The following is a 21,507-nucleotide window of genomic DNA, read 5'->3' on the forward strand; positions in this document are numbered from 1 at the left end:
AAAAAATGTAACTATTCAGCACCCAACAAAGGTTGATCGCTGTAATTCTTCATCGCAATAAGCAAGGCTTCATAAACGTTATGCCCCTGCTTTCTCGCCGATGAGACATAACTTCGGATGCGGCTATACCATTCCGCCCCTTTCTTACTTCGGATACATCCCGATATTTTCTGTTTTACCTTACCATTCCGGATGTCTCGCTCACTGCCATTGTTGTCGAAGGGTATTCTGAAGTCAGTCATGAACCTCAAGGTTGCTTCCTTGAATTTCACCAGTCGCTTGAACAGGTTAAAGGCTTTCGTATTTCTCACTTTTTCGTCGCCCCGCCGTTGTCGGAGGCGTTCCATATATTCGGCTTCCTCGGCCTGAGCCCTTTTCGCAGTCCGCTCGAACAGTGAACTAATCCGTTGGCGAATAGTCTCTGGCACCGCCTCCATGCCAATTTTTTTGAAACCGTTGCTGAGATGCCAAGCCAGCCTTAGCATCCGCTGAAGGCGTGCAGCCAGATGGTTGCAATCCCGGTCAACAACACCCTGTAACTCCCGCAGGTGATGAGCGTTGCACAGCACATGAAGAGCGGCATAGCGGAAGTAAGCCTTGTAATGGTCATGAACCAGTATTCCGGCAAAAGTCAGCAAAACGCCCATTGACTCTATGGCAGAGTGGCCTTTACTGGGATCAAGGTGATACAGCGTCCATTTTTCACTACGCAGGACATGCATCCACCACAGCGAACCAGCCACCCGCATGCCCGTCTCATCAGCGCCAGCAATGGGTTCGCTCTTAAGAGCATCGGCAATTGCCTGCTCGGTGCTGGCCAGTTGATCATAGGCATTTTCCTGAAACGCACAAATGGAACCCGGACTGACTTCCAGCCCGAAAATATCCAGAAAAAACTGGGAAGCGCGTTTGTATGGCACCAACTGGTACTGGCAGAGATACACCGCCAGCGCCTGAGTAGCAGGTCCATACTGAACATGGGAGTCAACGCCTTCCGGGAAGCTGCCGAGGGTTACATGACCGCATTCACACTTTTTGACTTCCGCCACATGAGCCGTGACATCAAAGTGACCAAAACGACCAGGTTCGAACACCTGTCTCTCAACCAGCTTGACGACTTTAGCGGAACGTAATGAGCGATGGCAGCTCTCGCAGTTTATGACCGGATGGTATTGGGTACGCCCAGGGGCTTCGACCTGCCCAAGCGTAGAGCCCTTATGACCTTTTTGGCCACCGGGCTTGCGACCAGACTTCTCTCGTAAGCTTTTGGGGTTGGGCTTGTCGTCTTTCGGATCACTGTCCTTGTCCGGCGCCGTGCCAGATGAGTCTTTTGACTTGCCGGAAGGCTTGGCATAACCATCAGTAGAAGGAGGCTTGCTACTGTTCCGGCTGTTGGTCTTGAGCCTGTCGCTCAGCTCCTTGTTCTCTGCTTCCAGTTTTGAAACTTGCTCACTCAAACGAGTAATCTGCTCTTGTTGCTCGTTCACAGCAGTAAGGAGAGCGACGATAATCTGGAATTCGGGAGCGGGTTGACTCATGACGGGTAGATGTCTGAAAACTGTCTTTCAAAATGGCACAAAATCACAAAAATTCCAGTCTATCGTGTAGGGGCTGAATAGTTACAAAAAATCACCGGTCTTTGGGGGTCGGCCTGGTTCTTGTGGTAGTAAAATCCCGAAGCCATCACCTCCCTCCCGTTTTCAGAAGTGAACGTGTAGCTGTCAAGCTCCATAATGAAGCCCTCATAAGCTCCGTCAAGAGAAATATCGAAGGGCTCTTCTGAGTAAGCAGCCAACGAAAAGAGGAACACCAGCGAGGCAAGAGGAATCAGATGTTTTAATTTATTCATATATAGTTCTACTTTTTTAGCTTATTGCTTAGAGTGCCTTGTTATGCCTAAGTTCCCATGAAAGGTTGAAAACCGGATGAACCAGCGAGAAACCTGACCTCTGATAAACACGTCGTATTCTTCACCATGCTCCATAAAGGTGGTGATGTCCTTTTACAGACAGGTCGAAGACCGCTGGTCACTGTGATTTTTACGGGTTTATAAATGTTGTAGGGCAGAAGCTGTGTGTGGCTTATTGGTGCGAATGGTTTAGTTTCTAATTGCCGCAGAGTGTGACCTTTGCGGCGTTAGGAAGGACATTGCGGATTGTAAAGGTATGCAGGATTGACTGTTGTGGCAGTCCCTTATGCATCAGGTAGTTGTACGTTGACTTCCAGTATTGAGTAATCGCCTTCCCGGTCCAGTCTGATGGAGATGCCATCCTCGCTGACTTCAATGTACTTGCGAACAACATCCAGAATGTCTTTCTGCATGGCAGGTAGTACATTTTTGGTTGAACGGCTCATACGTTCATGGGCAACAATAATCTGTAGACGTTCCTTGGCGGTCTCTGCACTTTTATCTTCTTTGTTGCTGCGAAAAAGCTGAAGTAAGCTCATGCATTATCCCCCAAACATCCGTTGTAAAAAGCCTTTTTTCGGTGCTTCCAGAAAGCGATGAGGGATGTCTGTCCCGAGGAAGCGTTCCGTCATGTCTTTGTAGGCCTGACCGGCGTCACTTTCTTCCTGGTGAATGACCGGAATGCCCTGGTTTGAGGCTTTCAGGACGGACAGTGATTCCGGTATGACGCCCAGCAGGGGAATGGCAAGAATGTCCTTGACGTCTTCAACGTTGAGCATCTCGCCCCGTTTTACCCGTTCCGGATTGTAGCGGGTCAGCAGAAGCTGTTCCTTGACCGGTTCAAGGTTTTGCTCGGCACGGCGGGAACGACTTTGCAGAATACCCAGTATGCGGTCGGAATCCCTGACAGAAGAGACTTCCGGATTGGTGGTGATAATGGCTTCGTCGGCAAAGTAGAGTGCCATCAATGCGCCATGCTCAATGCCTGCAGGAGAGTCACAGACGATGTACTCAAAATCTTTGGCCAGTTCCTCGAGGACTGTCTGCACTCCGTCTCTGGTGAGTGCCTCCTTGTCCCGGGTCTGGGAGGCGGGGAGTACTGCCAGATTTTCTGTGCGTTTATCACGGATCAGAGCCTGATGCAGGGCGGCTTCGCCGTTGATGACATTCACGAGGTCGTAGACGACGCGTCGTTCACAGCCCATGACCAGGTCAAGATTTCTCAGACCTACGTCAAAATCAATAACGACAGTGCGATGCCCTTGTAATGCCAGGCCGGTGGCGAATGAGGCGCTGGTCGTTGTTTTACCAACACCTCCTTTTCCTGAGGTAACAACGATAATACGGGCCAAGTTAAACTTCCTGAATACCTGATTAACTGGAGGCTCCAGTATTTATGAAAGAGCGGCTATGTGCAAGTGATCGTCGTCAAGGAAAACCTGTGCGTTCAAACCCCAGCGATGACTCCAGAGGCTGTTCTGGTCTTTACTGGTCAATTTGTACTGTCCACTGATTGAGACCAGCTCTGCCTCAAACTGATTACAGAAGATGCGAGCCTTTTTGTCGCCGTTAATGCCTGCAAGTACGCGTCCCCGGCATGGGCCATAGACGTGAATATGTCCTCCGGCCAGAAGCTCTGCCCCTTCACTGACCTGCCCCAGAACAATAAGGTCGCCTTCAGAATGAAGCTGCTGACCGGACCGAACCGGACGGCTGACGATGGTCGCTTCGGCCCGGGCGGGGTCTGCTTTATGTTTCTCTACAGGAATACTTGAATCCGGCTGGCTCAGCATGACCACATTGCTGCCTGTCGGCGCGGAATGTCTTTTTTGTTTCTGATGGGGCAGCCAGGCAACTCCTGCCAGTCTGGCCGTTTTTTTATGGTACTCGGTGCCGCCGCGAAGTGCGACAAGAACCATGCCGGTATGATGAAGAAGGTGTTGTATGCTGACCAGGTTCAGTTCTTCATTGTCGTTTTCCAGTTTATCCAGATCCAGAACGACAGGTGTCTGCTGGAAGAAGTGTGGAGCCTTGCTGGTCATACCCTCCAGTTGTTGTTTCAGCCGCCTGTGGCTGGTGGTATGCAGTTCCAGGGTGGTCAGTGTGTAGAGGCCGCCTTTCAGCTGAAAGGCGGGCGGATATTTGGAGTTAACGATAGAGGCCATGAATGTAACCACAATTCTCTGAAGCCTGATGTTCCGCTGAGGGTAATAGGCTGGGTGTCAAATCACAAGTACTTTCAAACGAGTTTTTTAACGAGGGTTTTGTTTTGGTCAGTGACAATGTTTCGGTTTTCGCTTATTAATGACTCTGCTCGTTCAATAATGTAGTTGAGTCAGGGCTTATGTCGAAAAAAATTAGAAATACAACAAAGGCCGACCCATTTTGCTGGTCTTTTCTTCACCCCCGTTACTGGCTGACCTGGCTTGGGCTGGGCCTGACGATTCTGCCTTCCTGGCTGCCATACCCGGTTCTGGTGCGGTTCGGCAGCTGGATTGGCAGAAGGCTGTATTATCGTGGCGGCAAGCGTGTAGATATTGCCAGGGTGAACCTTGATAAGTGTTTTCCCGAGAAAACAGCTCAGGAGCGTGAAGCTCTGCTGAAAGCCAACTTTGAGTCGGTGGGTATCGGTTTGATGGAAGTGGTCATAGCCTGGTGGTGGCCCCGGTCACGCCTGGAAAAACTGGTTCGCTTTAAAGGTCTGGAGCATCTTGATTCTCCTCAGGGAAAGCTGTTGCTGATTATGCACTTTACCACCATCGAAATTGCAGGTGCTTTTATCACCCTGCGCCATAGTCTTGACGCCACCTACAGAGAGCACAAAAACCCTGTGTTTGAATATATGCAGAGAAAACAGCGTCAGCGCTACGACCGGCGTAGCCGTTTGCTCGGCAGAAGGGATGTTCGGGGAATGCTGCGATCGCTGCGCGAGGGGCGAACAGTCTGGTATTCACCTGACCAGGATTATGGCCGTAAGCACAGTGTATTTGTCCCTTTTTTCGGGGTGCAGGCGGCTACCGTAACCGGTATATCAAGAATGGCAAAAATGGGCAGGGCGCAAGTGGTACCCATGGTGCTGACCCGTTTGCCCAATGCTGAAGGGTATGAGCTGGAAATTTTTGAGGGCTGGAGCGACTTCCCTGAAGGTGATGATCATAAGGATGCTCAGACTGTGAATCGTTTTATCGAAGCCCAGGTGAGAAAACGTCCCGAACAGTATATGTGGTTGCACAGGCGTTTTAAGACTCGCCCTGAGGGGGAAGCGGGTTTTTATAAAAAAGCCCGATAGGGTTCGGCGGTGTGTCGGCTGATTAACCCTCGGCGAGTTGGTTTGCTATAGCAAGTATGCCTTTCTACAGTTTTATATAGAAACTATTTGTATAAAGAATTTGTATAAAGAATGCCGGGACAGTGGGTCGTTGAGCCTTTAATTACAGTCGGCAGTTCATCAATAGCAGCAGGGAGGCTGATCAATGGAACCCTCACGTAGACGAATAAGGCCAGATTCTTCCGGTTACTTTACCGGTAGAAATCAGGTTCCTTCAAAAGATGTAAACAAGAAAACGCGCCTGATGGGACGCACCTATGAAAGTGGGGGGAAGGCTTTTCTGAATACCCTCAGCCGCTGGGCTTTCATTATGCGTCATCCGAAAATCTACCTGCAGCAGAGAAAGCAGGACCGTGACAGAAGAAGAAATGAACTGGCTGCAGGCGAGTTTACGGATGCCCGTAATATTACCGATCGCAAGATTTCGACAGACCTGGATCATATGCAGGCTGTTACTAAGCAAATGCATACCAATATCATTGATGACGCTCATGGGAAGGGTATCAAACAGCCAGGATTTGATCCCGCTGCAGAAAACCTGGATGAGCTGGAGCATGTGCAGAAAGTCAGGGTAGGCTTCTGGGATGACGTACCCGGGTTGTCGAACCCTAAGGATGCTGAGGAGCGAGCAAAGCTTGATGAGTTGAAAGAAAAGTTTAATGAGGAGCGTGAAGCGCATAATCAACGAAATATCAGCGTAGCTGATCGTTTTAGCGACTTAAAAAATGAACATAGTGAGATGAAAGAGCTTGAAAAAGCCATTGCCGGGGAACGACAAGAGCATAATAAAATTGTCAAATTACTGATACAGATGGATAAGCAGGGTACAGATACGGTATTGACCGATGAAGGCAGGAAATACCGTAAAGATCTGGATCAGCAGCGAATTGACATTAAAGAGTCCATAGCCAGCAAAAATGAAATTCTGGCGAATATGCGGGTTGAGTATTCCCACAAAACCGATGAGGTGCGTGAGAATATAGAAGTCATGACGGCGGTTCATAACGATATGAATGAGTGGATGCAGTCCTCTGACGATGAATACAACCAGCTATGGCAGTTGCTGGAGAAATTCCCAAGCTTTGTTGATCGGCTGGGTGGCAAAGAGGTTGCGGCCAGGATGGCCAAAGGTGATCAGCTCATGCACTTCAGGCAGAAGGAAATCGGAGGGCTTGAGCGAAAGTTTCTTGACGCGAAGGGTGATGAATCTCTAGAGAAAGATCTGGGTAAGAAAATTTACGCCAAGCGCCTGATGGCAATGCGTATGGATGAGATGATCCGTGAAGCAGATACTCCGGAAGCACTGCAGGAAAGAGTTGAGCGGTACACTGAAAAAAAGCCTGAACCCCGATTAGCTTCTTTGAGTCGCTTTTCAAATGGCAAAGAGGCGTTGAGTGAATCTGACCCTTTTGCTTATGAAATGAATAAGCGCGATGAGGTTAATTGGGGTAAAGGAGACTGGGATAATACGTGGGAAAAATGGCATGATGAGATTGAAAAGGCTGAAGAGGCAAAAGAAGAGGTGGAGCCGGCAACCTACAAAGCATCTCAGGATCAGCAGTCAATAGCAGGTGATGACGATGATGGAGAGGATGAGTTCTTTGAACCAGAACTTGATCTTCAGCCACCTGCTACTGACCCAAATTCGCCTAAAAAGGATAACCAATGAATTTAAGCCCTTTCCCACTTGTGGTAAAGGGCTTAAATTTTAAAGAGCGTTAGCCTGCAACCATCAATCGCAAACCATCCAGCCTCAGCATGGCATTCTGCAAGCACTGATGCCCAATAGCTGCCTGATTCTTGAGATGTTCTATCTCTTCATCACGAACATTAGGGTTAACCGCTTTCAGGGCCGCCAGACGTTTGATCTCTTCCGTTACAGCGGCCAACAGAACCGAGCAGGCTTCTGACACAATCGGTTGAACAGCATCCTTGGCATAACCTTCTGCACGTTCCAGCAGCTTGAGAATTGGCTCACGCTGGGCTTTTACCAGCTTTTTCGCCATACCTTTTTTGATGGGCTGTAACTGGGCGTTCAGCGTGTCAAAGGCTACTCTGGTGGCCAGATTGTTCATGCCCGGATCAATCAGGCAGCGAATCGGTGTCGCGGGCAGATAACGATCCAGCTGCAAACGCCGGTCGCCACTGCTTTCAACCACGTAAATCGCTTCCAGCAGCATGGTACCGGGCTTCAGAGCCTTGTTCTTCAGCAATGCGACCGATGTATTACCCATATCACTGGTCAGCAGCATTTCCATACTGTCGCTAACCATTGGGTGTTCCCAGGTCAGGAAGTGCATGTCTTCCCGTGACAGAGCCATTTCACGGTCAAAGGTGACGGTCATGCCATCGGCAGAGAGCATTGGAAACGAGGTCACCATATGACTGCCGGGACGAATCACCAGACAGTGCTTGGAATGGTCTTCCGATTCCACACCAAAACCTTCGTACAGCTTCTCCATGTAACGCTTCAGCTGGCGAGGCTCTTCCTGCTCTTCGATATCGTTGATCATGTCTTCATTGGAAGACAGTCCACGGGAGTTGATTTCAAGCAGGCGATCACGACCGTTATGCAGATGCTCTTTCACCTCTGAATTCAAGGCAGCCGTTTCATTGATCAGTGGCTCAATGTCTTCAAGAGTGGTGTTACTCTCTGGTTGCAGAAGAACCTGTAGTTGCTCACCATGCTTTTCAAACACCATGCTGCCCGATGGGCAGGTGTCTGCAAAGGCATCCAGACCACGATCGTACCAGTGAAACAGAAGCTCCTGACTGGTGCCTGTAATGTACGGAACATGAATCTTGATAGTTTCAGTCTGACCAATACGGTCCAGTCGACCAATACGCTGTTCCAGCAGATCGGGATGAGACGGCAGGTCAAACAGCACCAGATGGTGTGCAAACTGGAAGTTTCGGCCTTCGCTGCCAATCTCGGAACAGATCAGCACCTGAGCGCCATACTCTTCATCGGCAAACCAGGCGGCTGCACGGTCGCGCTCAACAATGCTCATGTTTTCATGGAAAACAGCCGCAGGGATGCCGGAAGTGATGCGCAGGGCATCTTCCAGATCCAGTGCAGTATTGGCATTGGCACAGATCACCAGCACTTTCTGCTTTTTGAGCAGCTTGAGCAGGTTGATCAGCCAGTCGGTTCGAGGGTCGACTTTCCACCAGGGGTCCATATCGTCTACGGTGATACGGGACTGATAAGCCAGTTCCGGGTAGAGGCTGGAGCGGGTCTCGGTCTCTTCTTCCAAAGCAATCTGGTAGAGTTCCGGCAATGCCTGGGGATAACCCTGAACCACACGACCGGGGAAGCCTCCCACAGCGGCCCGGGTGTTGCGGAACAGAATGCGTCCTGTGCCATGGCGATCCAGCAGACTGCGCAGCAGGCGCTTACGGGAAGAACTTCTCAGTTCTTCGTCGCCCATATTGATGTTATCAATCAGGTTCTGACATTCTGCACCCAGAAAACTGGTCAGATGGTTCTGGGCGGTTTCCGGAAGACGGTCGTTTTCCAGCAACTCCTGAACCGCTTCAGCCACAGGCTCATAGGTTTTTTCTTCGTCCTGATAAGCCTTCAGATCGTGGAAACGATCCGGGTCCAGCAGGCGAAGACGGGCGAAGTGGCTTTCAGGGCCCATCTGTTCAGGGGTTGCGGTGAGCAGCAGCAGGCCCGGAATATGGCGGGAGAGCTGTTCAACCGTGCAGTACTCGGCGCTCGGGCTCTCTTCATCCCAGACGAGATGGTGTGCTTCATCAACGACCAGCAGATCCCAGTCTGTTTGCATGGCCTGTTCAAAACGCTCAGCATTGTTGCTGAGGAAGTCCAGGCTGCAGAGAATCAACTGTTCAGTATTGAACGGATTGTCATCGTCGGCATTACGACAGCGCTCTTCATCAAACAGGCTGAAATGCAGGTTGAATCGACGCAGCATTTCGACCAGCCATTGATGTTGCAGGCTCTCCGGTACCAGAATCAGTATCCGGCTGGCACGGCCTGTTACCAGCTGTTGATGCAGTATCAGGCCTGCTTCAATGGTTTTACCCATACCCACTTCGTCAGCCAGCATAACCCTCGGGGCATGGCGGCTGGACACTTCACGGGCAATGTGCAGCTGGTGGGGTATCAGGCTGGTGCGTGCGCCAACCAGTCCCCGAAGTGGGGAACGTTTCAGCTTGTGGTTGTGCTGCAGGGTTTTATAACGCAGGGAAAAATTGCTGTTCTGGTCAATCTGACCAGCCAGCATGCGATCCTGCGGTTTGTTAAAACGAATAAAGTTGCCCAGACCGGATTCGGGCAACACGTCAGGCTGACCATCAGACGGACCGCCTGAGATCATACCTTTGTAAGTTAACAGGCCATTACTTTCAATGACGTCTGTCACCGTCATGATCCAGCCCTCGTGACTTTCTACTTTGTCACCAGGGTTGAACTGCACGCGCGTTAACGGGCAATTGTTGACGGAATAAAGCCGGGTTTCACCGGTAGCGGGGAACAGTAGGGTGACCATCCGACCATCAAGGGTAAGCACAGTGCCTAAACCCTGTTCGGTTTCGGTGTCACTAATCCAACGTTGTCCAGGAACGAAGCTCGTCATGTCGTGACTACATACCTTGCCAGACAAAAAAGGGCGCTATATTAGCGGAATTAGTTCTATAAGCAACCAGTACAAGTGCTAGATTTGCTGCCTTTTTACGTTTAAACGTTGTGCATTTGAGTACTGTACCAGTGCGCAGAGCCTATGAATTATAGACAGAAACCGAAGTGGAGTGGATCCAGCTTCGGTGGCTGGGGGGATAAAGGCAGAATGATTAAGAGTCAGGTGGCTTCGGACTCTGATGTTTTTTCTTCAGAGTCCCTGCCAATCTCAAGCACCAGGTCAGGCTTTCCCTTGAAAGCTTTGGACAGTACATCCTTGTTGCGGGACAGTAACAGGCCGATGTCTTCTGCCAGCTGTTCGTCGATAGTAAAGTGATCTTCCAGCAGCGTGGTCAGATTAGCTGCCAGCTCCAGCATGCGGTCATGTTCTTCAGCGGCTTTTTTGTCTGTAAACATACTCCCGTCCCGATCAACTCGCCACATAGGGGTAATTGACATGGCCCTCTCCTGTTTGGCATGGGTTATTAATAGTTTGACGGACAACTGTATATAATTACAGCATATTTGTCCAGAACATAAAAACGGTCGAATCCGGTCTTCCGTTTAGCAGAGGGAAAGGCAGGCAGGTCAGCATCAGTGTGCTTGCTGCAGAAGGAGCGGGGGGAAGATAACCCCGCTGCTTCAGGGACAAGTCATTGAGTCAGAGTTCGTCTTTTATGACGTTTTCATCCCGTTTATCTTCTTCATAACGGTAAGTGGTAGTAGCACCATGGTGTTTTGGGGGTGGGCTTATGTAGATGTCTGACCAGTAGTCGCCCCCTGTCCACCATGGGTATGGCTCAGGTCGGTCATAGGTGTCCTTATCTGTATCCAATGGTTCGGGCTGGAGGCGTTTCACCATATCAGGCAGTGTAGCGACCTCGAACCAGTTTCCGGACGCATGTGTTACCCAGCTTCCATATCTTTCCCGGGCTTTTTTAAGGGAGAATCCCATGAGCTTGAAGCTTATGTCGTTTTTCCAGGGCATGCTTATCAGGGTTTGGTTGTAAACCGCAATGACCTCATTGCTGATGTTCTTTGAAAGAGGCTTTCCTTTTTTTGCCTGATCGAGAAGCCATTGGTTGGCGCTGTGGTAATTTGGCTTGAAATTTTTGGTAATCATGTATTGAGCAAGACGGACAATGCGGGGTTGTTTATCATCTTTCGTTCCGTTTTGGTTTCTGTGCTCTGATGCGACATGCCGGCTGTCTTCATTATAAATTTCCGGGTTTATATGGTGCTTAATATTTCCCTGTCATTTGCCAGGCGTAGCTGTTATCGGTGATGAAGCTATTGTCGGTGATGAAGCTATTGCCGCGTACTCCTTGCAAATGGTTGGTGTAACTCGATTGCAGAGGAAGACTGACGATAATCTGATGTCTGGGGCCCGAAGCAAACGCATGCAGAAAGGCGATGGTTTTGTCATCTGTTTTGTCAGGCTCGTCAGCCATTGCATTTTGAGTCATACAGGCAATGACGACTATTGGCAAAAGATATGTTCTCATTTTTGCTTTCTGGGAGTTGGCCGTGGCAAGAGAATAGAACAGATTGGCAGAAGCTGCCGACAAAGCCAGTAGCGGCTTGTCGGCAGGGTTCAGAGGATGGCTGCAGTAGTTAGCTGAATGTGGGTGGTTCAGCTGTCAGGAAGCGTTTCAGGAAAAACGGTTACGCTTGTGAGGCGAAGATTTCTTGTGAGGAGATGGGCGTTTCTTGCCTTTGCTCTGGGCAGCCGTTTTACCACGAGGGCCTTTCAGACCGGAATGGGTGGTGCGGGCCTGCTTGCGAACGGTTGGCAGCGGAGCCGGCTCCAGATCCACATGGGCTGCCAGGGTGTCGATGGCGTCTTTGTCCAGTTCTTCCCACTGACCCATACGCAGGTGGTCAGGAATGATTACGTTGGCAAAGCGAACGCGCTTCAGACGACTTACAGTGAGTTCCTGAGATTCCCACAGACGACGTACTTCACGGTTGCGGCCTTCCATAATGCAAACGTGGAACCAGCGGTTGATGCCTGCGCCGCCGGAATCAACGATATCGGTGAAGCGTGCCGGACCGTCTTCCAGCTCAACGCCTTCAAACAGGTTTTTAACCTTTTGCTCGGTTACATTACCCATCACACGTACCGCGTATTCACGCTCAATTTCATGGGACGGGTGCATCAGGCGGCTGGCGAGTTCGCCGTCGGTGGTGAACAGAATCAGGCCAGAGGTGTTGAGGTCAAGACGGCCAATGGCAATCCAGCGTTCGCCACTCAGTTTGGGCAGGCGGTCAAAGACCGTCGGGCGACCTTCCGGATCAGAACGGCTGCAGATTTCGCCTTCAGGTTTGTTGTAGGCAATTACGCGACGAACTTTGGAGGCGTAGTTGTCGAGTTTTACCGGGCGACCATCCACAGAAATGCGGTCTTCAGCTGAGGCGCGATCACCCAGAGTGGCCGTTTCACCGTTAACGGAGACACGACCTTCGCTGATCCAGCGTTCCATCTCACGGCGCGAGCCGATGCCAGCGCCCGCCAGGATTTTTTGCAGTTTCTCACCCTGGGGAGGAGTTGTTTCAGTAGTCATTGCTCTATACCAGGTGGCGCTGCCACCTTATTCTTTGGGGAAAATTGTCGAAAGGCGGGGAGTATAAATAAGGCAGACAGAAGATTCTATAGAGAATCTTCCGGGCTTTCGTTGGTGGATGTGCTGGTGGGGTTGTCGGTGGATTCGTCCAGTTCCAGGGCTTCAACTTTCTGCTTTTTGATCAGGTCATCAAAATTATCCGGCAGGTCGGCTTCCATTTCATCCAGTTCGGCAAACAGGGCTGCGGCAGACTGTTTCTCGACTTCAATGACCTCATGGGCTTCACCGGCGTCCGTTGCCTCAGTGGTTTCGACATCAAGAGAACCCTGTTCCGGTGTTTCGTTCAGCTGCTTTGCCATCGCCTCTAAATCACGGATTTCAGACAGTGGCGGCAGTTCAGTAAGATTTTGCAGGTTGAAATAGTCCAGGAACTGCCGGGTGGTGGCAAACATGGCAGGACGCCCCGGTACATCGCGATGGCCTACGACCCGAATCCACTCCCGCTCCTGCAGGGTGCGGATAATGTTACTGCTGACGCTGACCCCGCGAATCTCTTCAATTTCGCCCCGGGTAATGGGTTGACGGTAGGCAATCAGAGCCAGTGTTTCCAGCATGGCCCGGGTGTAACGCTGTGGCTTTTCTTCCCATAAACGGCCAACCCAGGGAGCCAGCTCCTCGCGCACCTGAAAGCGGTAGCCGGAAGCGACCTGTTTCAGTTCAAACCCTCGTCCTTCACAGCTTTCAGACAGGGCGACCAGCGCTTCGCGAAACGCATTGGCGTCGGGTACTTCCTCTTCTGAAACGTTTTCTTTCGAAACGTTTGCTTTCGAAAAGAGTCCCATCATCTGTTCCAGTGTGAGAGGCTTGTTGCTGGCCAGCAGCGCGCCTTCCAGAATGCGTTGCAGTTGTTCAATGTCCATAAGTGGGTCTGTTTGTCAGTCAATTCTGGCCTTAACATGAATAGGGCCGTAAGGTTCATTTTGTATCAGTTCGATCAGGGATTCCTTGATCAGTTCCATCACTGCCATAAAGGTGACCACAACCCCCAGGCGTCCTTCGTCCATCCGGAACAGCGCGACAAAGGGTGTAAAGCGGTCTGAAGACAGCTGCGACAGCACCTGGCTCATTCGCTCACGGGTCGACAGGGCTTCCTGCTCAATCTGGTGGTTCTCGTACATATCCGCCCGGCGCAGTACTTCGCCCAGGGCCAGCATGACCTCTTTCAGGTCCACATCGGGATGTGGACGCTCCAGTTCAACATTCGGTGGCTCGGCGCTGACGAGATAGATGTTACGGTTGAGCCTTGGCAGCTCATCAATGTCTTCCGCTGCCTGCTTGAAACGTTCATATTCCTGCAGCCTGCGGATCAGCTCCGCCCTGGGGTCTTCCTCTTCTTCCTCATCTTCACTGACGCGGGGCAGAAGCATTCTGGATTTGATTTCAGCCAGGGTGGCAGCCATCACCAGATATTCTGCCGCCAGCTCGAACTGTGAAGATTCCATCAGTTCAACGTACTCCATGTACTGCTGGGTAATGGTGTAAACCTGAATATTGAGAATATCCATGTTGTTGCGTTTGATCAGGTACAACAACAGGTCAAGCGGCCCTTCAAAGGCATCCAGAAAAACTTCCAGTGCTTCAGGAGGGATATAGAGGTCGTCAGGCAGTTTGGCCATGGGCTGCCCCATCACCAGAATGCGGTTTTCCAGAGCGGCTTCTGATGCTTCATTCAGGTCAAAGGCATCAGTCTGCGCCGGTTGTTGCTCGTCCGACGCTGAATCGTCCGGCGCTGAATCGTCTGGCTGATTGTCGGCCACGGCTTCCGTCGTGGTCATCGGGCTATCACCTTTTCGGGCTCCTCTCATTGAAAATACCCTTTCCACCATTGATGGAAAGGGTACTGCCAAGATCAGGGTTATTAATAATGTCTTACATTGCTGGTCAGGAATCAACCATCAGTGTTTTTGTTGTCATCAGCGATAATCAAGGCCAATGGCTTCGCGCACATCACGCAGGGTGTCCTGTGCTTCGTCCCGGGCCTGTTCGCAACCTTCTGCAATGATGTTTTTTACGACATCCTGATTGCGTTCAAGTTCCATGGCTTCCATGCGGATCGGCTCCAGTTCTGCCTGACAGGCGTCGATCACCGGTTTTTTGCAGTCAAGGCAGCCGATGCCAGCGTTTCGACAACCTTCCTGAACCCAATCCTGTCGTGCTTCGTCAGAATAAACCTTGTGCAGCTGCCACACCGGACATTTTTCCGGTTCGCCCGGATCGTTGCGACGCTGGCGTGCAGGGTCGGTGGGCATCTTGCGGATTTTACTGGCAATATCATCCGGGTCTTCACGCAGGGTGATGGTATTGCCGTAGGAGCTGGACATTTTCTGCCCGTCCAGTCCCGGCATTTTGGCTTGTGGTGCCAGCAATGCCTGTGGCTCCGGCAGAATGACCTTGCCGGTGCCTTCCAGATAACCAAACAGTCGTTCCTGGTCACCCAGGGTGATGTTGGACTGTTCTTTCAGCAGGGCTCTGGCGGTTTTCAGTGCTTCATCATCGCCTTTTTCCAGATAGGCCCGGCGCAGGTTGCGATACAGTGTGCCGGCCTTTTTGCCCATTTTACGAATGGCGGCTTCTGCGTTATCTTCAAACCCGGGTTCCCGGCCATAGAGATGGTTGAACCGTCTGGCGATTTCACGGGTGATTTCAATATGAGCTTCCTGATCCGCGCCTACCGGCACAAGCCCGGCACGATAGAGCAGGATATCAGCGCTTTGCAGCAGAGGGTAGCCGAGAAAACCGTGGGTAGAGAGATCTCGTTCGCGCAGTTTCTCCTGCTGATCCTTATAGCTGGGTACACGCTCCAGCCAGGACAGGGGGGTGATCATCGACAGTAACAGGTTCAGTTCTGCGTGTTCAGGTACACGGGACTGAATAAACAGGTTTGCTGATCCGGGGTTGACACCGGCTGCCAGCCAGTCGATGACCATTTCCCAGACATTTTCTTCAATCAGTGTCGGATTTTCGTAATGGGTGGTCAGTGCGTGCCAGTCGGCTACAAAAAAGAAGCATTCATATTCATGCTGAAGGGTTAGCCAGTTTTTCAGTACGCCGTGGTAATGGCCCAGATGCAGTCGGCCGGTGGGGCGCATCCCTGATAATATGCGCGACTGGGAATCTACTGCGCTCAAGAGTCTCTCCTGTGGAATTCCTGATCCGTCAGATTACGATAGTTTAGAGAAAGGGAAAAGTACTTTTGTTGCAATGGAGTGTGCCAGTAAAGGTTATGCAGAAAATAGACGAATATCACCCTTGCCTTCCCGCAGGATTTCAGGGGTTTCATTCAGCAGACTGACAACCGTAGTAGGATCTCCGTCACGGTAGCCGCCATCAATCACCAGATCCAGCTGACTTTCCAGTATTTGACGTATGTCGTAAGCATCGGTCATGGGTTGTTCATCAGCAGGCAGCTGCAAGGTGGTACTCATGATGGGCGCATCCAGTTCAGCCAGCAGGGCGTTAACAATGGCGCATTCTGGTACTCGTATTCCGATGGTTCGTCGTTTGGGGTGCATCAGGCGTCTGGGTACTTCCCGGGTACCTTTGAGAATAAAGGTGTAAGGCCCGGGCGTAGCACTTTTAATCAGACGGTACTGACTGTTGTTGACCTGGGCATAAATAGCCAGTTCCGACAGGTCACGGCAGACCAGCGTGAAGTTATGTTTATCGTCCAGATGACGAATGCTGCGAATCCGGTCAACGGCTTTCTTTTCGCCAATCAGACAGCCCAGGGCATAAGCCGAATCGGTGGGGTACGCAATCACACCGCCGTTACGCATGATCTCAACCGCCTGACGCACCAGCCTTGGTTGCGGGTTGTCAGGGTGAATCTGAAAAAATTGACTCATGGTTATCCAAATCATGGTCCCTTGCGCCTCAAACTTTTCTGACGGGCAGATAAAGCAGCTGTCGGCAAGTTTCCGCTCAGGTGAAGATAAGGTTGGGCATCATACCATTGCGTTGGGGGAGATCAACGGTTTGTATCAAGCTGCTTTCTATTTGCGCTCATGGCTGTTTATCCTCGTTCAGGGCTGTTTATCCTCGCTCAGGGCTGTTTATCCTCGCTCAGGGCTGTTTAAGCTCCAGAACCTGATCATTGGGAAGTGGCTGAAGCTGATTCAACGGCAGGTCGCCCAGTCGCAGGGACTTTATGCGCAGCCGTTGCAGTTTAATCACCCGATAGCCCAATGCCTTGCACATACGACGAATTTGTCGGTTCATGCCCTGGGTCAGGGTAATCAGGAATATATTGTCCGACTGTCGTTTAACCTGACAGGGCAGTGTGGTCACATTGCCGTAGGAGACTCCAAGGGACATGGTTTTCAGAAACTGACCGGTCAGTGGCTTATCGACGGTAACCCGGTACTCTTTTTCATGGTAATAGTCCGGGTGCAGCAGCCGCTGGCAAAGCTCGCCATCGTTGGTCAGTAACATCAGTCCATGGGAGTCTTTATCCAGTCGTCCAACCGGAAATACCCGAACCGGTGTGTTGATCTGGTGAACAATACTGTCAGCATCCTGAGGGTTGCATACACAGTCAATGCCAACAGGTTTGTTGTACATGTAATAGTTATACGCTGCTGGTGGCACAATGGTTTGTCCATTGACGACAATGGTATCGTCATTGCTGACCCGGTCTGTGTGTATGGCTACTCTGTCGTTTAACTGGACATGCCCCGATTCAATCAGGCGACAGGCGGCTCGTCTGGAGCATAGTCCGGAGCCTGCAATGTACTTGGCAATTCGAATCATAAAGCGGTTTGGTACTTATCGGTAAGATCAAGTCAGGGAAGCAAAAGCAAGAATATCCCTGTTTCCACTTTTTGCCTACAAAAAAGGACTGTTTTGAACGACCGCTTTCAGGTGGTGATTAATGCCGTACTTTGAACGGTTACAGCTTGGATCAAATACTTTTGTTTTTATATGTATCGAGATGGCATATTACAATGCACATTATGACAAAACTCACACTAAAGACAAAACCCAAAGTGGCGGCAAGCGCAGCAGCGGATTTAGCTATTTCATAAGAAACATTTTTAAGTACTTTTTGAAGATCAGGTTCAACCGGCTTCGCTGTGCCAGGACTCGAAGGATCGTAACGGTAGGTGAATAACTCGATTTCTTTATTTCCCAGATCAAGAGTGAGTTCATTTTTCCCGGGGTTGAATGCACCACTGCAGGATCTTGTGTTTGAAGCTATGAAATTAGCTTGTTCTGCTTTTTTTGGGTCAGCGACATTATAAATAGTGACTCCAGAGTCTTCACCAAGGGTTCCCATCGCCATCAGCTTCCCGTCACGACTAATATCAACAAAAGACACTGGTCCTTTAACTTCTTCCGGAACGGGTATCAGGGCTGGCTTTTCCGGGTGCTCCATATCATAGAGTAGGAGCGAATGATGCAATGTATAACCCGCCACGGCAAGCCATTTTGAGTCAGGGGCGATAGTCACACCAACAGACCTGAGGCCAGGTTTATCTCCCGGCGTCTTTTCAGTAGCCAGAAGCCTGGGGTTGCTCAGGTCAGCCAGATCATAGACCATAAGGCTGAAACCATTGCCGGTAAAAGCCACCCACTTCTCATCAGGGCTGATGGCGACATCGGTTAGTGTGTGGTCTGTTTCTATAGTTGACTGTTCTGTTGGGTTTTTTGGGTCGGTGATATTATAAATCTTGATTAATCCGTCCCTTCCTCCTGCGACCATGAAGGTTCCGCTGTTGCTGACTTCAACGCAGCTGGCTTGTCGAATTTTATTATCTGTAGCATCTTGCCATGGCAGTGACATGACATAAGCCGGGTGCTTCATGTCTTCTACGTTTTCAATAACAATCTGACCATTGACGTCAACTCTTACCAGGTGCCGCCCATCGGGTGTGAAGCTATTGTCGTAATTAAAGACGGCTCTTTTCTCAACTTTGACAGGCTGGTTGATCTGGCTGATATCGTAGGTGATGTACTCGCCACCGTACTGAATGTCGTGCAGTTTCCCTCCATCTCTTACCACTTTGTCGCTTTCTTTTGTTGTAAACCGAATCCCGGTGTTGATATACCGGCCATCCGGGGAAAATATCATCGCTCTAACGTGGTTATAAGATGGCAGGTCGATGCCACTGCTAGAGTCAATTTTGCCTTTTTTCGTCAGAAGGAAGCCGGTTGAAGGTGGGGTCTCTGTAGGGAGCGGAATTATTTGAGAGGCTGGTTTTGCCTGAGAGCCAGTTGTTATCGCTCCAAGCAACAAAAAAGCTCCCATCATTATTGCTACTTTCATAATAGGCTGTCCTGCATTCAAAAGTCAGGCCAGCCAGTAAAGACCAGAAAATGCAGTTTTGCTATTTTTTGTCTGTTATTGCCAGTCATCCCAGACACTTATTATTTGCCCGGGAACAGAGCGCAGCCTGCCCAGTTAATAGTAAGGGCAAAACAGGGAAGCAGAAGACAGGAATATCCCTGTTTCCACTTTCTGTCTGAATGGTTGCCGTTTAGATAGGAACAGCTTTTTTGAGTTGACGTTTTTCCTCGCGGTCATGAAGTTTTAGACCGATAAATGTGACAAGTATGGTAACAGCGGCAACAGTCGGTACAATTATCATAATCTTAAGAGCTTTTATAGATTCAGGGTCTTCAGTTGGATTTTGAGGATAAGGCTTAATGTAATTCGGCCTCGGCCTCGGTTTCACTGCGGCAGGACTCGCAGGGTTATAACTGTAGGTAAATAACCCGATCTTCTGATCACCCAAATCAAGAGCCAGCTGATCTTTCACAGGGCTGAATGCACCGCCGTAAGAATTTGTTATTGCAGCTATAAAATCAACTTCCTCTGCTTTTTTCGGGTCAGCGACATTATAAATAGTGACTCCAGCGCCTTCACCAAGGGTTCCCATGGCCATCAGCTTCCCGTCACGACTAATATCAACAAAAGACACTGGTCCTTTAACTTCTTCCGGAACGGGTATCAGGGCTGGCTTTTCCGGGTGCTCCATATCATAGAGTAGGAGCGAATGATGCAATGTATAACCCGCCACGGCAAGCCATTTTGAGTCAGGGGCGATAGTCACACCAACAGACCTGAGGCCAGGTTTATCTCCCGGCGTCTTTTCAGTAGCCAGAAGCCTGGGGTTGCTCAGGTCAGCCAGATCATAGACCATAAGGCTGAAACCATTGCCGGTAAAAGCCACCCACTTCTCATCAGGGCTGATGGCGACATCGGTTAGTGTGTGGTCTGTTTCTATAGTTGACTGTTCTGTTGGGTTTTTTGGGTCGGTGATATTATAAATCTTGATTAATCCGTCCCTTCCTCCTGCAACCATGAAGGTTCCGCTGTTGCTGACTTCAACGCAGCTGGCTTGTCGAATTTCATTATCTGTAGCATCTTGCCATGGCAGTGACATGACATAAGCCGGATGCTTCATGTCTTCTACGTTTTCAATAACAATCTGACCATTGACGTCAATTCTTACCAGGTGCCGCCCATCGGGTGTAAAGCTGTTGTCGTAATTAAAGACGGCTGTTTTCTCAACTTCGACAGGCTGGTTGATCTGGCTGATATCGTAGGTGATGTACTCGCCACCGTACTGAATGTCGTGCAGTTCCTCTCCATCTCTTACCGCTTTGTTGCTTTCTTCTATTGCAAACCGAACCCCGGTGTTGATATATCGGCCATCCGGGGAAAATGTCATCGCTCTAACGTGGTTGTAAGGGGGCAGGTCGATGTCACTGCTAAAGTTAATTTGGCCTTTTTTCTCCAGAATGAAGTCGGCTGAGGAGGATGTCTGTGTGGTGGAGGGAGTTGTTTGGTTGGTGTTATTACTAAAATTAAATTTGCCTTTTTCCTCCAGGCTGAAGTCAGTTGAAGGGGATGTCTCTGTAGAGAGCGGAGTTGTTTGAGAGGCTGGGTTTGCCTGAGAGCCAGTTGTTATGGCTCCAAGCAACAAAAAAGCTCCTATCATCATTGTTATTTTCATAATAGGCTGTCCTTCATTCAAAAGTCAGGCCAGCCAGTAAAGACCAGAAAATGCAGTTTTGCTATTTTTTGTCTGTTATTGCCAGTCATCCCAGACACTTGTTATTTGCCCGGGAACAGGGCGCAGTCTGCCCAGCTCGACCCAGCGATAATCCGGTGAATGAAAGTCGCTGCCTCTGGAGCCCTGCAATTCAAAAGCCTGGCACAACTCGACAAACTGTTCGGTTTGCCCCGGCACATTGACGCCACCTATTACTTCCAGTGCATGACCACCCGCCAGTTTGAAGTCTTTGACCAGCGCCCGGAGTTTGGTTCGGGTCATTTTGTATTTCCCCGGATGAGCCAGCACCGCTTTGCCACCCAGCGCACGCAGCCAGGCCACAGCCTGACTCATGGGTGGCCAGAACTGGCGCAGGTTGCCGAGTTTTTTGTCATTCAGATAGTGATCGAAAGCCGCATTAGCGTCTTTAACGTAACCTTTGTTGACCAGCCATTGTGCGAAATGCGGGCGACCGGTCTGGACGGTTTCTTTTGTCAGGGTGAAGCCGTCGCTGGTGCTTCTCTGACGCGATAGTGCGATATCAACCACCTCGGAAAACAGTTGATCTTCCGTGATGGTTAGTTGCAACAGTTTGACCAGCTTTTTCGCAATGTGCAGTGATCGCTGCCGACGGGCGTGGTCCTGATTCTCGATAATGCGGTCAAGATCTGGATGATCCAGAGGAAAGTTCAGTCCGACAATATGAATTTCGACACCGGACCAGGTGGTGGACAGCTCGATACCGGAAATCAGGCGTGGGCCATCCAGAGGGTACTGCCGCAAAAAATGATGGGCTGCCACAGAGTCATGGTCGGTAATGGCGAGCAGTTCGACGCCCTGGTCTGCCGCCCGGCGGTATAGCTCAAGCGGACCGAGGGTTCCGTCTGAAGCGGTGGTATGACAGTGAAGGTCCGCATTAATACTCATCGTTATTCAAAAATCTCCCGAGTCTGATTACACTTTCTGTATGTTCTGGCTACCTAAGGAACCTGATCATACCTTTCAAC

At 50.3% G+C, this 21,507-nt stretch carries 20 protein-coding genes; 2 read left to right on the plus strand and 18 right to left on the minus strand.

What is annotated here, in order from left to right:
* Window positions 1–11: 11 nt before the first annotated feature.
* From tnpC to minC, 5 genes are all read right to left on the minus strand, one after another.
* The gene (gene tnpC / locus NX722_RS04135; RefSeq protein WP_262566839.1) at window positions 12–1,538 is read right to left on the minus strand and encodes an IS66 family transposase; all 1,527 of its coding nucleotides are present in this window, start codon (window positions 1,536–1,538) and stop codon (window positions 12–14) included.
* A gap of 59 nt (window positions 1,539–1,597) precedes the next feature.
* Entirely contained in the window at window positions 1,598–1,849 is a 252-nt protein-coding gene (locus tag NX722_RS04140) for a hypothetical protein (RefSeq protein ID WP_262566840.1), read from the minus strand.
* A gap of 344 nt (window positions 1,850–2,193) precedes the next feature.
* A complete protein-coding gene (minE, locus tag NX722_RS04145) occupies window positions 2,194–2,448 on the minus strand; it encodes a cell division topological specificity factor MinE (RefSeq protein ID WP_262566841.1) in 255 nt (84 codons plus the stop codon).
* A gap of 3 nt (window positions 2,449–2,451) precedes the next feature.
* Window positions 2,452–3,261, minus strand: a complete 810-nt coding sequence (gene minD, locus NX722_RS04150; protein ID WP_262566842.1) for a septum site-determining protein MinD — start codon at window positions 3,259–3,261, stop codon at window positions 2,452–2,454.
* Between the two features lie 42 nt (window positions 3,262–3,303).
* Window positions 3,304–4,074 carry a septum site-determining protein MinC gene (minC, locus tag NX722_RS04155; protein ID WP_262566843.1) on the minus strand — a complete coding sequence of 257 codons (771 nt, stop codon included), beginning with the start codon at window positions 4,072–4,074 and terminating at the stop codon, window positions 3,304–3,306.
* A gap of 179 nt (window positions 4,075–4,253) precedes the next feature.
* Here minC and lpxL point away from each other — a divergent pair, with 179 nt between their 5' ends.
* Window positions 4,254–5,198, plus strand: coding sequence for an LpxL/LpxP family Kdo(2)-lipid IV(A) lauroyl/palmitoleoyl acyltransferase (gene lpxL / locus NX722_RS04160; RefSeq protein ID WP_262566844.1), 945 nt, complete (start codon window positions 4,254–4,256; stop codon window positions 5,196–5,198).
* Window positions 5,199–5,382: 184 nt separating this feature from the next.
* A complete protein-coding gene (locus NX722_RS04165) occupies window positions 5,383–6,906 on the plus strand; it encodes a hypothetical protein (RefSeq protein WP_262566845.1) in 1,524 nt (507 codons plus the stop codon).
* Window positions 6,907–6,955: 49 nt separating this feature from the next.
* Here NX722_RS04165 and rapA read toward each other — a convergent pair whose 3' ends face one another.
* From rapA to NX722_RS04230, 13 genes are all read right to left on the minus strand, one after another.
* Window positions 6,956–9,838: an RNA polymerase-associated protein RapA gene (gene rapA / locus NX722_RS04170; protein WP_262566846.1), complete on the minus strand. Its 2,883-nt coding sequence runs from the start codon at window positions 9,836–9,838 to the stop codon at window positions 6,956–6,958.
* Between the two features lie 221 nt (window positions 9,839–10,059).
* Entirely contained in the window at window positions 10,060–10,338 is a 279-nt protein-coding gene (locus tag NX722_RS04175; protein WP_262566847.1) for a YebG family protein, read from the minus strand.
* 202 nt (window positions 10,339–10,540) lie between these two features.
* Window positions 10,541–11,002 (minus strand): hypothetical protein, encoded by a 462-nt coding sequence (locus NX722_RS04180; protein WP_262566848.1) that lies wholly within the window; start codon window positions 11,000–11,002, stop codon window positions 10,541–10,543.
* Between the two features lie 118 nt (window positions 11,003–11,120).
* The gene (locus NX722_RS04185; protein WP_262566849.1) at window positions 11,121–11,384 is read right to left on the minus strand and encodes a hypothetical protein; all 264 of its coding nucleotides are present in this window, start codon (window positions 11,382–11,384) and stop codon (window positions 11,121–11,123) included.
* A gap of 147 nt (window positions 11,385–11,531) precedes the next feature.
* A complete protein-coding gene (gene rluB, locus NX722_RS04190; protein ID WP_262566850.1) occupies window positions 11,532–12,443 on the minus strand; it encodes a 23S rRNA pseudouridine(2605) synthase RluB in 912 nt (303 codons plus the stop codon).
* Between the two features lie 86 nt (window positions 12,444–12,529).
* A complete protein-coding gene (gene scpB / locus NX722_RS04195) occupies window positions 12,530–13,363 on the minus strand; it encodes an SMC-Scp complex subunit ScpB (RefSeq protein ID WP_262566851.1) in 834 nt (277 codons plus the stop codon).
* Between the two features lie 15 nt (window positions 13,364–13,378).
* Window positions 13,379–14,308, minus strand: coding sequence for a segregation and condensation protein A (locus NX722_RS04200; RefSeq protein ID WP_262566852.1), 930 nt, complete (start codon window positions 14,306–14,308; stop codon window positions 13,379–13,381).
* Between the two features lie 108 nt (window positions 14,309–14,416).
* On the minus strand, window positions 14,417–15,631 hold the full coding sequence (locus tag NX722_RS04205; RefSeq protein ID WP_262566853.1) for a tryptophan--tRNA ligase: 1,215 nt from the start codon (window positions 15,629–15,631) through the stop codon (window positions 14,417–14,419).
* A 93-nt stretch (window positions 15,632–15,724) separates the two neighbouring features.
* Window positions 15,725–16,348 carry an L-threonylcarbamoyladenylate synthase gene (locus tag NX722_RS04210; RefSeq protein ID WP_262566854.1) on the minus strand — a complete coding sequence of 208 codons (624 nt, stop codon included), beginning with the start codon at window positions 16,346–16,348 and terminating at the stop codon, window positions 15,725–15,727.
* Window positions 16,349–16,565: 217 nt separating this feature from the next.
* Window positions 16,566–17,252: a pseudouridine synthase gene (locus NX722_RS04215; protein WP_262566855.1), complete on the minus strand. Its 687-nt coding sequence runs from the start codon at window positions 17,250–17,252 to the stop codon at window positions 16,566–16,568.
* A gap of 151 nt (window positions 17,253–17,403) precedes the next feature.
* Window positions 17,404–18,768, minus strand: coding sequence for a WD40 repeat domain-containing protein (locus NX722_RS04220; protein ID WP_262566856.1), 1,365 nt, complete (start codon window positions 18,766–18,768; stop codon window positions 17,404–17,406).
* Between the two features lie 211 nt (window positions 18,769–18,979).
* Window positions 18,980–20,461 carry a WD40 repeat domain-containing protein gene (locus tag NX722_RS04225; RefSeq protein ID WP_262566857.1) on the minus strand — a complete coding sequence of 494 codons (1,482 nt, stop codon included), beginning with the start codon at window positions 20,459–20,461 and terminating at the stop codon, window positions 18,980–18,982.
* Between the two features lie 75 nt (window positions 20,462–20,536).
* A complete protein-coding gene (locus NX722_RS04230; protein WP_262566858.1) occupies window positions 20,537–21,427 on the minus strand; it encodes a PHP domain-containing protein in 891 nt (296 codons plus the stop codon).
* Between the last annotated feature and the right edge of the window lie 80 nt (window positions 21,428–21,507).

It is taken from the genome of Endozoicomonas gorgoniicola (genome assembly GCF_025562715.2).
Classification (GTDB): domain Bacteria; phylum Pseudomonadota; class Gammaproteobacteria; order Pseudomonadales; family Endozoicomonadaceae; genus Endozoicomonas_A; species Endozoicomonas_A gorgoniicola.

What these genes read in the sequence shown, in the direction of transcription:
- tnpC (WP_262566839.1), bottom strand. Translation starts at nt 1,538, where the DNA reads ATGAGTCAACCCGCTCCCGAATTCCAGATTATCGTCGCTCTCCTTACT.
- NX722_RS04140 (WP_262566840.1), bottom strand. Translation starts at nt 1,849, where the DNA reads ATGAATAAATTAAAACATCTGATTCCTCTTGCCTCGCTGGTGTTCCTC.
- minE (WP_262566841.1), bottom strand. Translation starts at nt 2,448, where the DNA reads ATGAGCTTACTTCAGCTTTTTCGCAGCAACAAAGAAGATAAAAGTGCA.
- minC (WP_262566843.1), bottom strand. Translation starts at nt 4,074, where the DNA reads ATGGCCTCTATCGTTAACTCCAAATATCCGCCCGCCTTTCAGCTGAAA.
- lpxL (WP_262566844.1), top strand. Translation starts at nt 4,254, where the DNA reads ATGTCGAAAAAAATTAGAAATACAACAAAGGCCGACCCATTTTGCTGG.
- NX722_RS04165 (WP_262566845.1), top strand. Translation starts at nt 5,383, where the DNA reads ATGGAACCCTCACGTAGACGAATAAGGCCAGATTCTTCCGGTTACTTT.
- rapA (WP_262566846.1), bottom strand. Translation starts at nt 9,838, where the DNA reads ATGACGAGCTTCGTTCCTGGACAACGTTGGATTAGTGACACCGAAACC.
- NX722_RS04175 (WP_262566847.1), bottom strand. Translation starts at nt 10,338, where the DNA reads ATGTCAATTACCCCTATGTGGCGAGTTGATCGGGACGGGAGTATGTTT.
- NX722_RS04180 (WP_262566848.1), bottom strand. Translation starts at nt 11,002, where the DNA reads ATGATTACCAAAAATTTCAAGCCAAATTACCACAGCGCCAACCAATGG.
- NX722_RS04185 (WP_262566849.1), bottom strand. Translation starts at nt 11,384, where the DNA reads ATGAGAACATATCTTTTGCCAATAGTCGTCATTGCCTGTATGACTCAA.
- rluB (WP_262566850.1), bottom strand. Translation starts at nt 12,443, where the DNA reads ATGACTACTGAAACAACTCCTCCCCAGGGTGAGAAACTGCAAAAAATC.
- scpB (WP_262566851.1), bottom strand. Translation starts at nt 13,363, where the DNA reads ATGGACATTGAACAACTGCAACGCATTCTGGAAGGCGCGCTGCTGGCC.
- NX722_RS04200 (WP_262566852.1), bottom strand. Translation starts at nt 14,308, where the DNA reads ATGAGAGGAGCCCGAAAAGGTGATAGCCCGATGACCACGACGGAAGCC.
- NX722_RS04210 (WP_262566854.1), bottom strand. Translation starts at nt 16,348, where the DNA reads ATGAGTCAATTTTTTCAGATTCACCCTGACAACCCGCAACCAAGGCTG.
- NX722_RS04215 (WP_262566855.1), bottom strand. Translation starts at nt 17,252, where the DNA reads ATGATTCGAATTGCCAAGTACATTGCAGGCTCCGGACTATGCTCCAGA.
- NX722_RS04220 (WP_262566856.1), bottom strand. Translation starts at nt 18,768, where the DNA reads ATGAAAGTAGCAATAATGATGGGAGCTTTTTTGTTGCTTGGAGCGATA.
- NX722_RS04225 (WP_262566857.1), bottom strand. Translation starts at nt 20,461, where the DNA reads ATGAAAATAACAATGATGATAGGAGCTTTTTTGTTGCTTGGAGCCATA.
- NX722_RS04230 (WP_262566858.1), bottom strand. Translation starts at nt 21,427, where the DNA reads ATGAGTATTAATGCGGACCTTCACTGTCATACCACCGCTTCAGACGGA.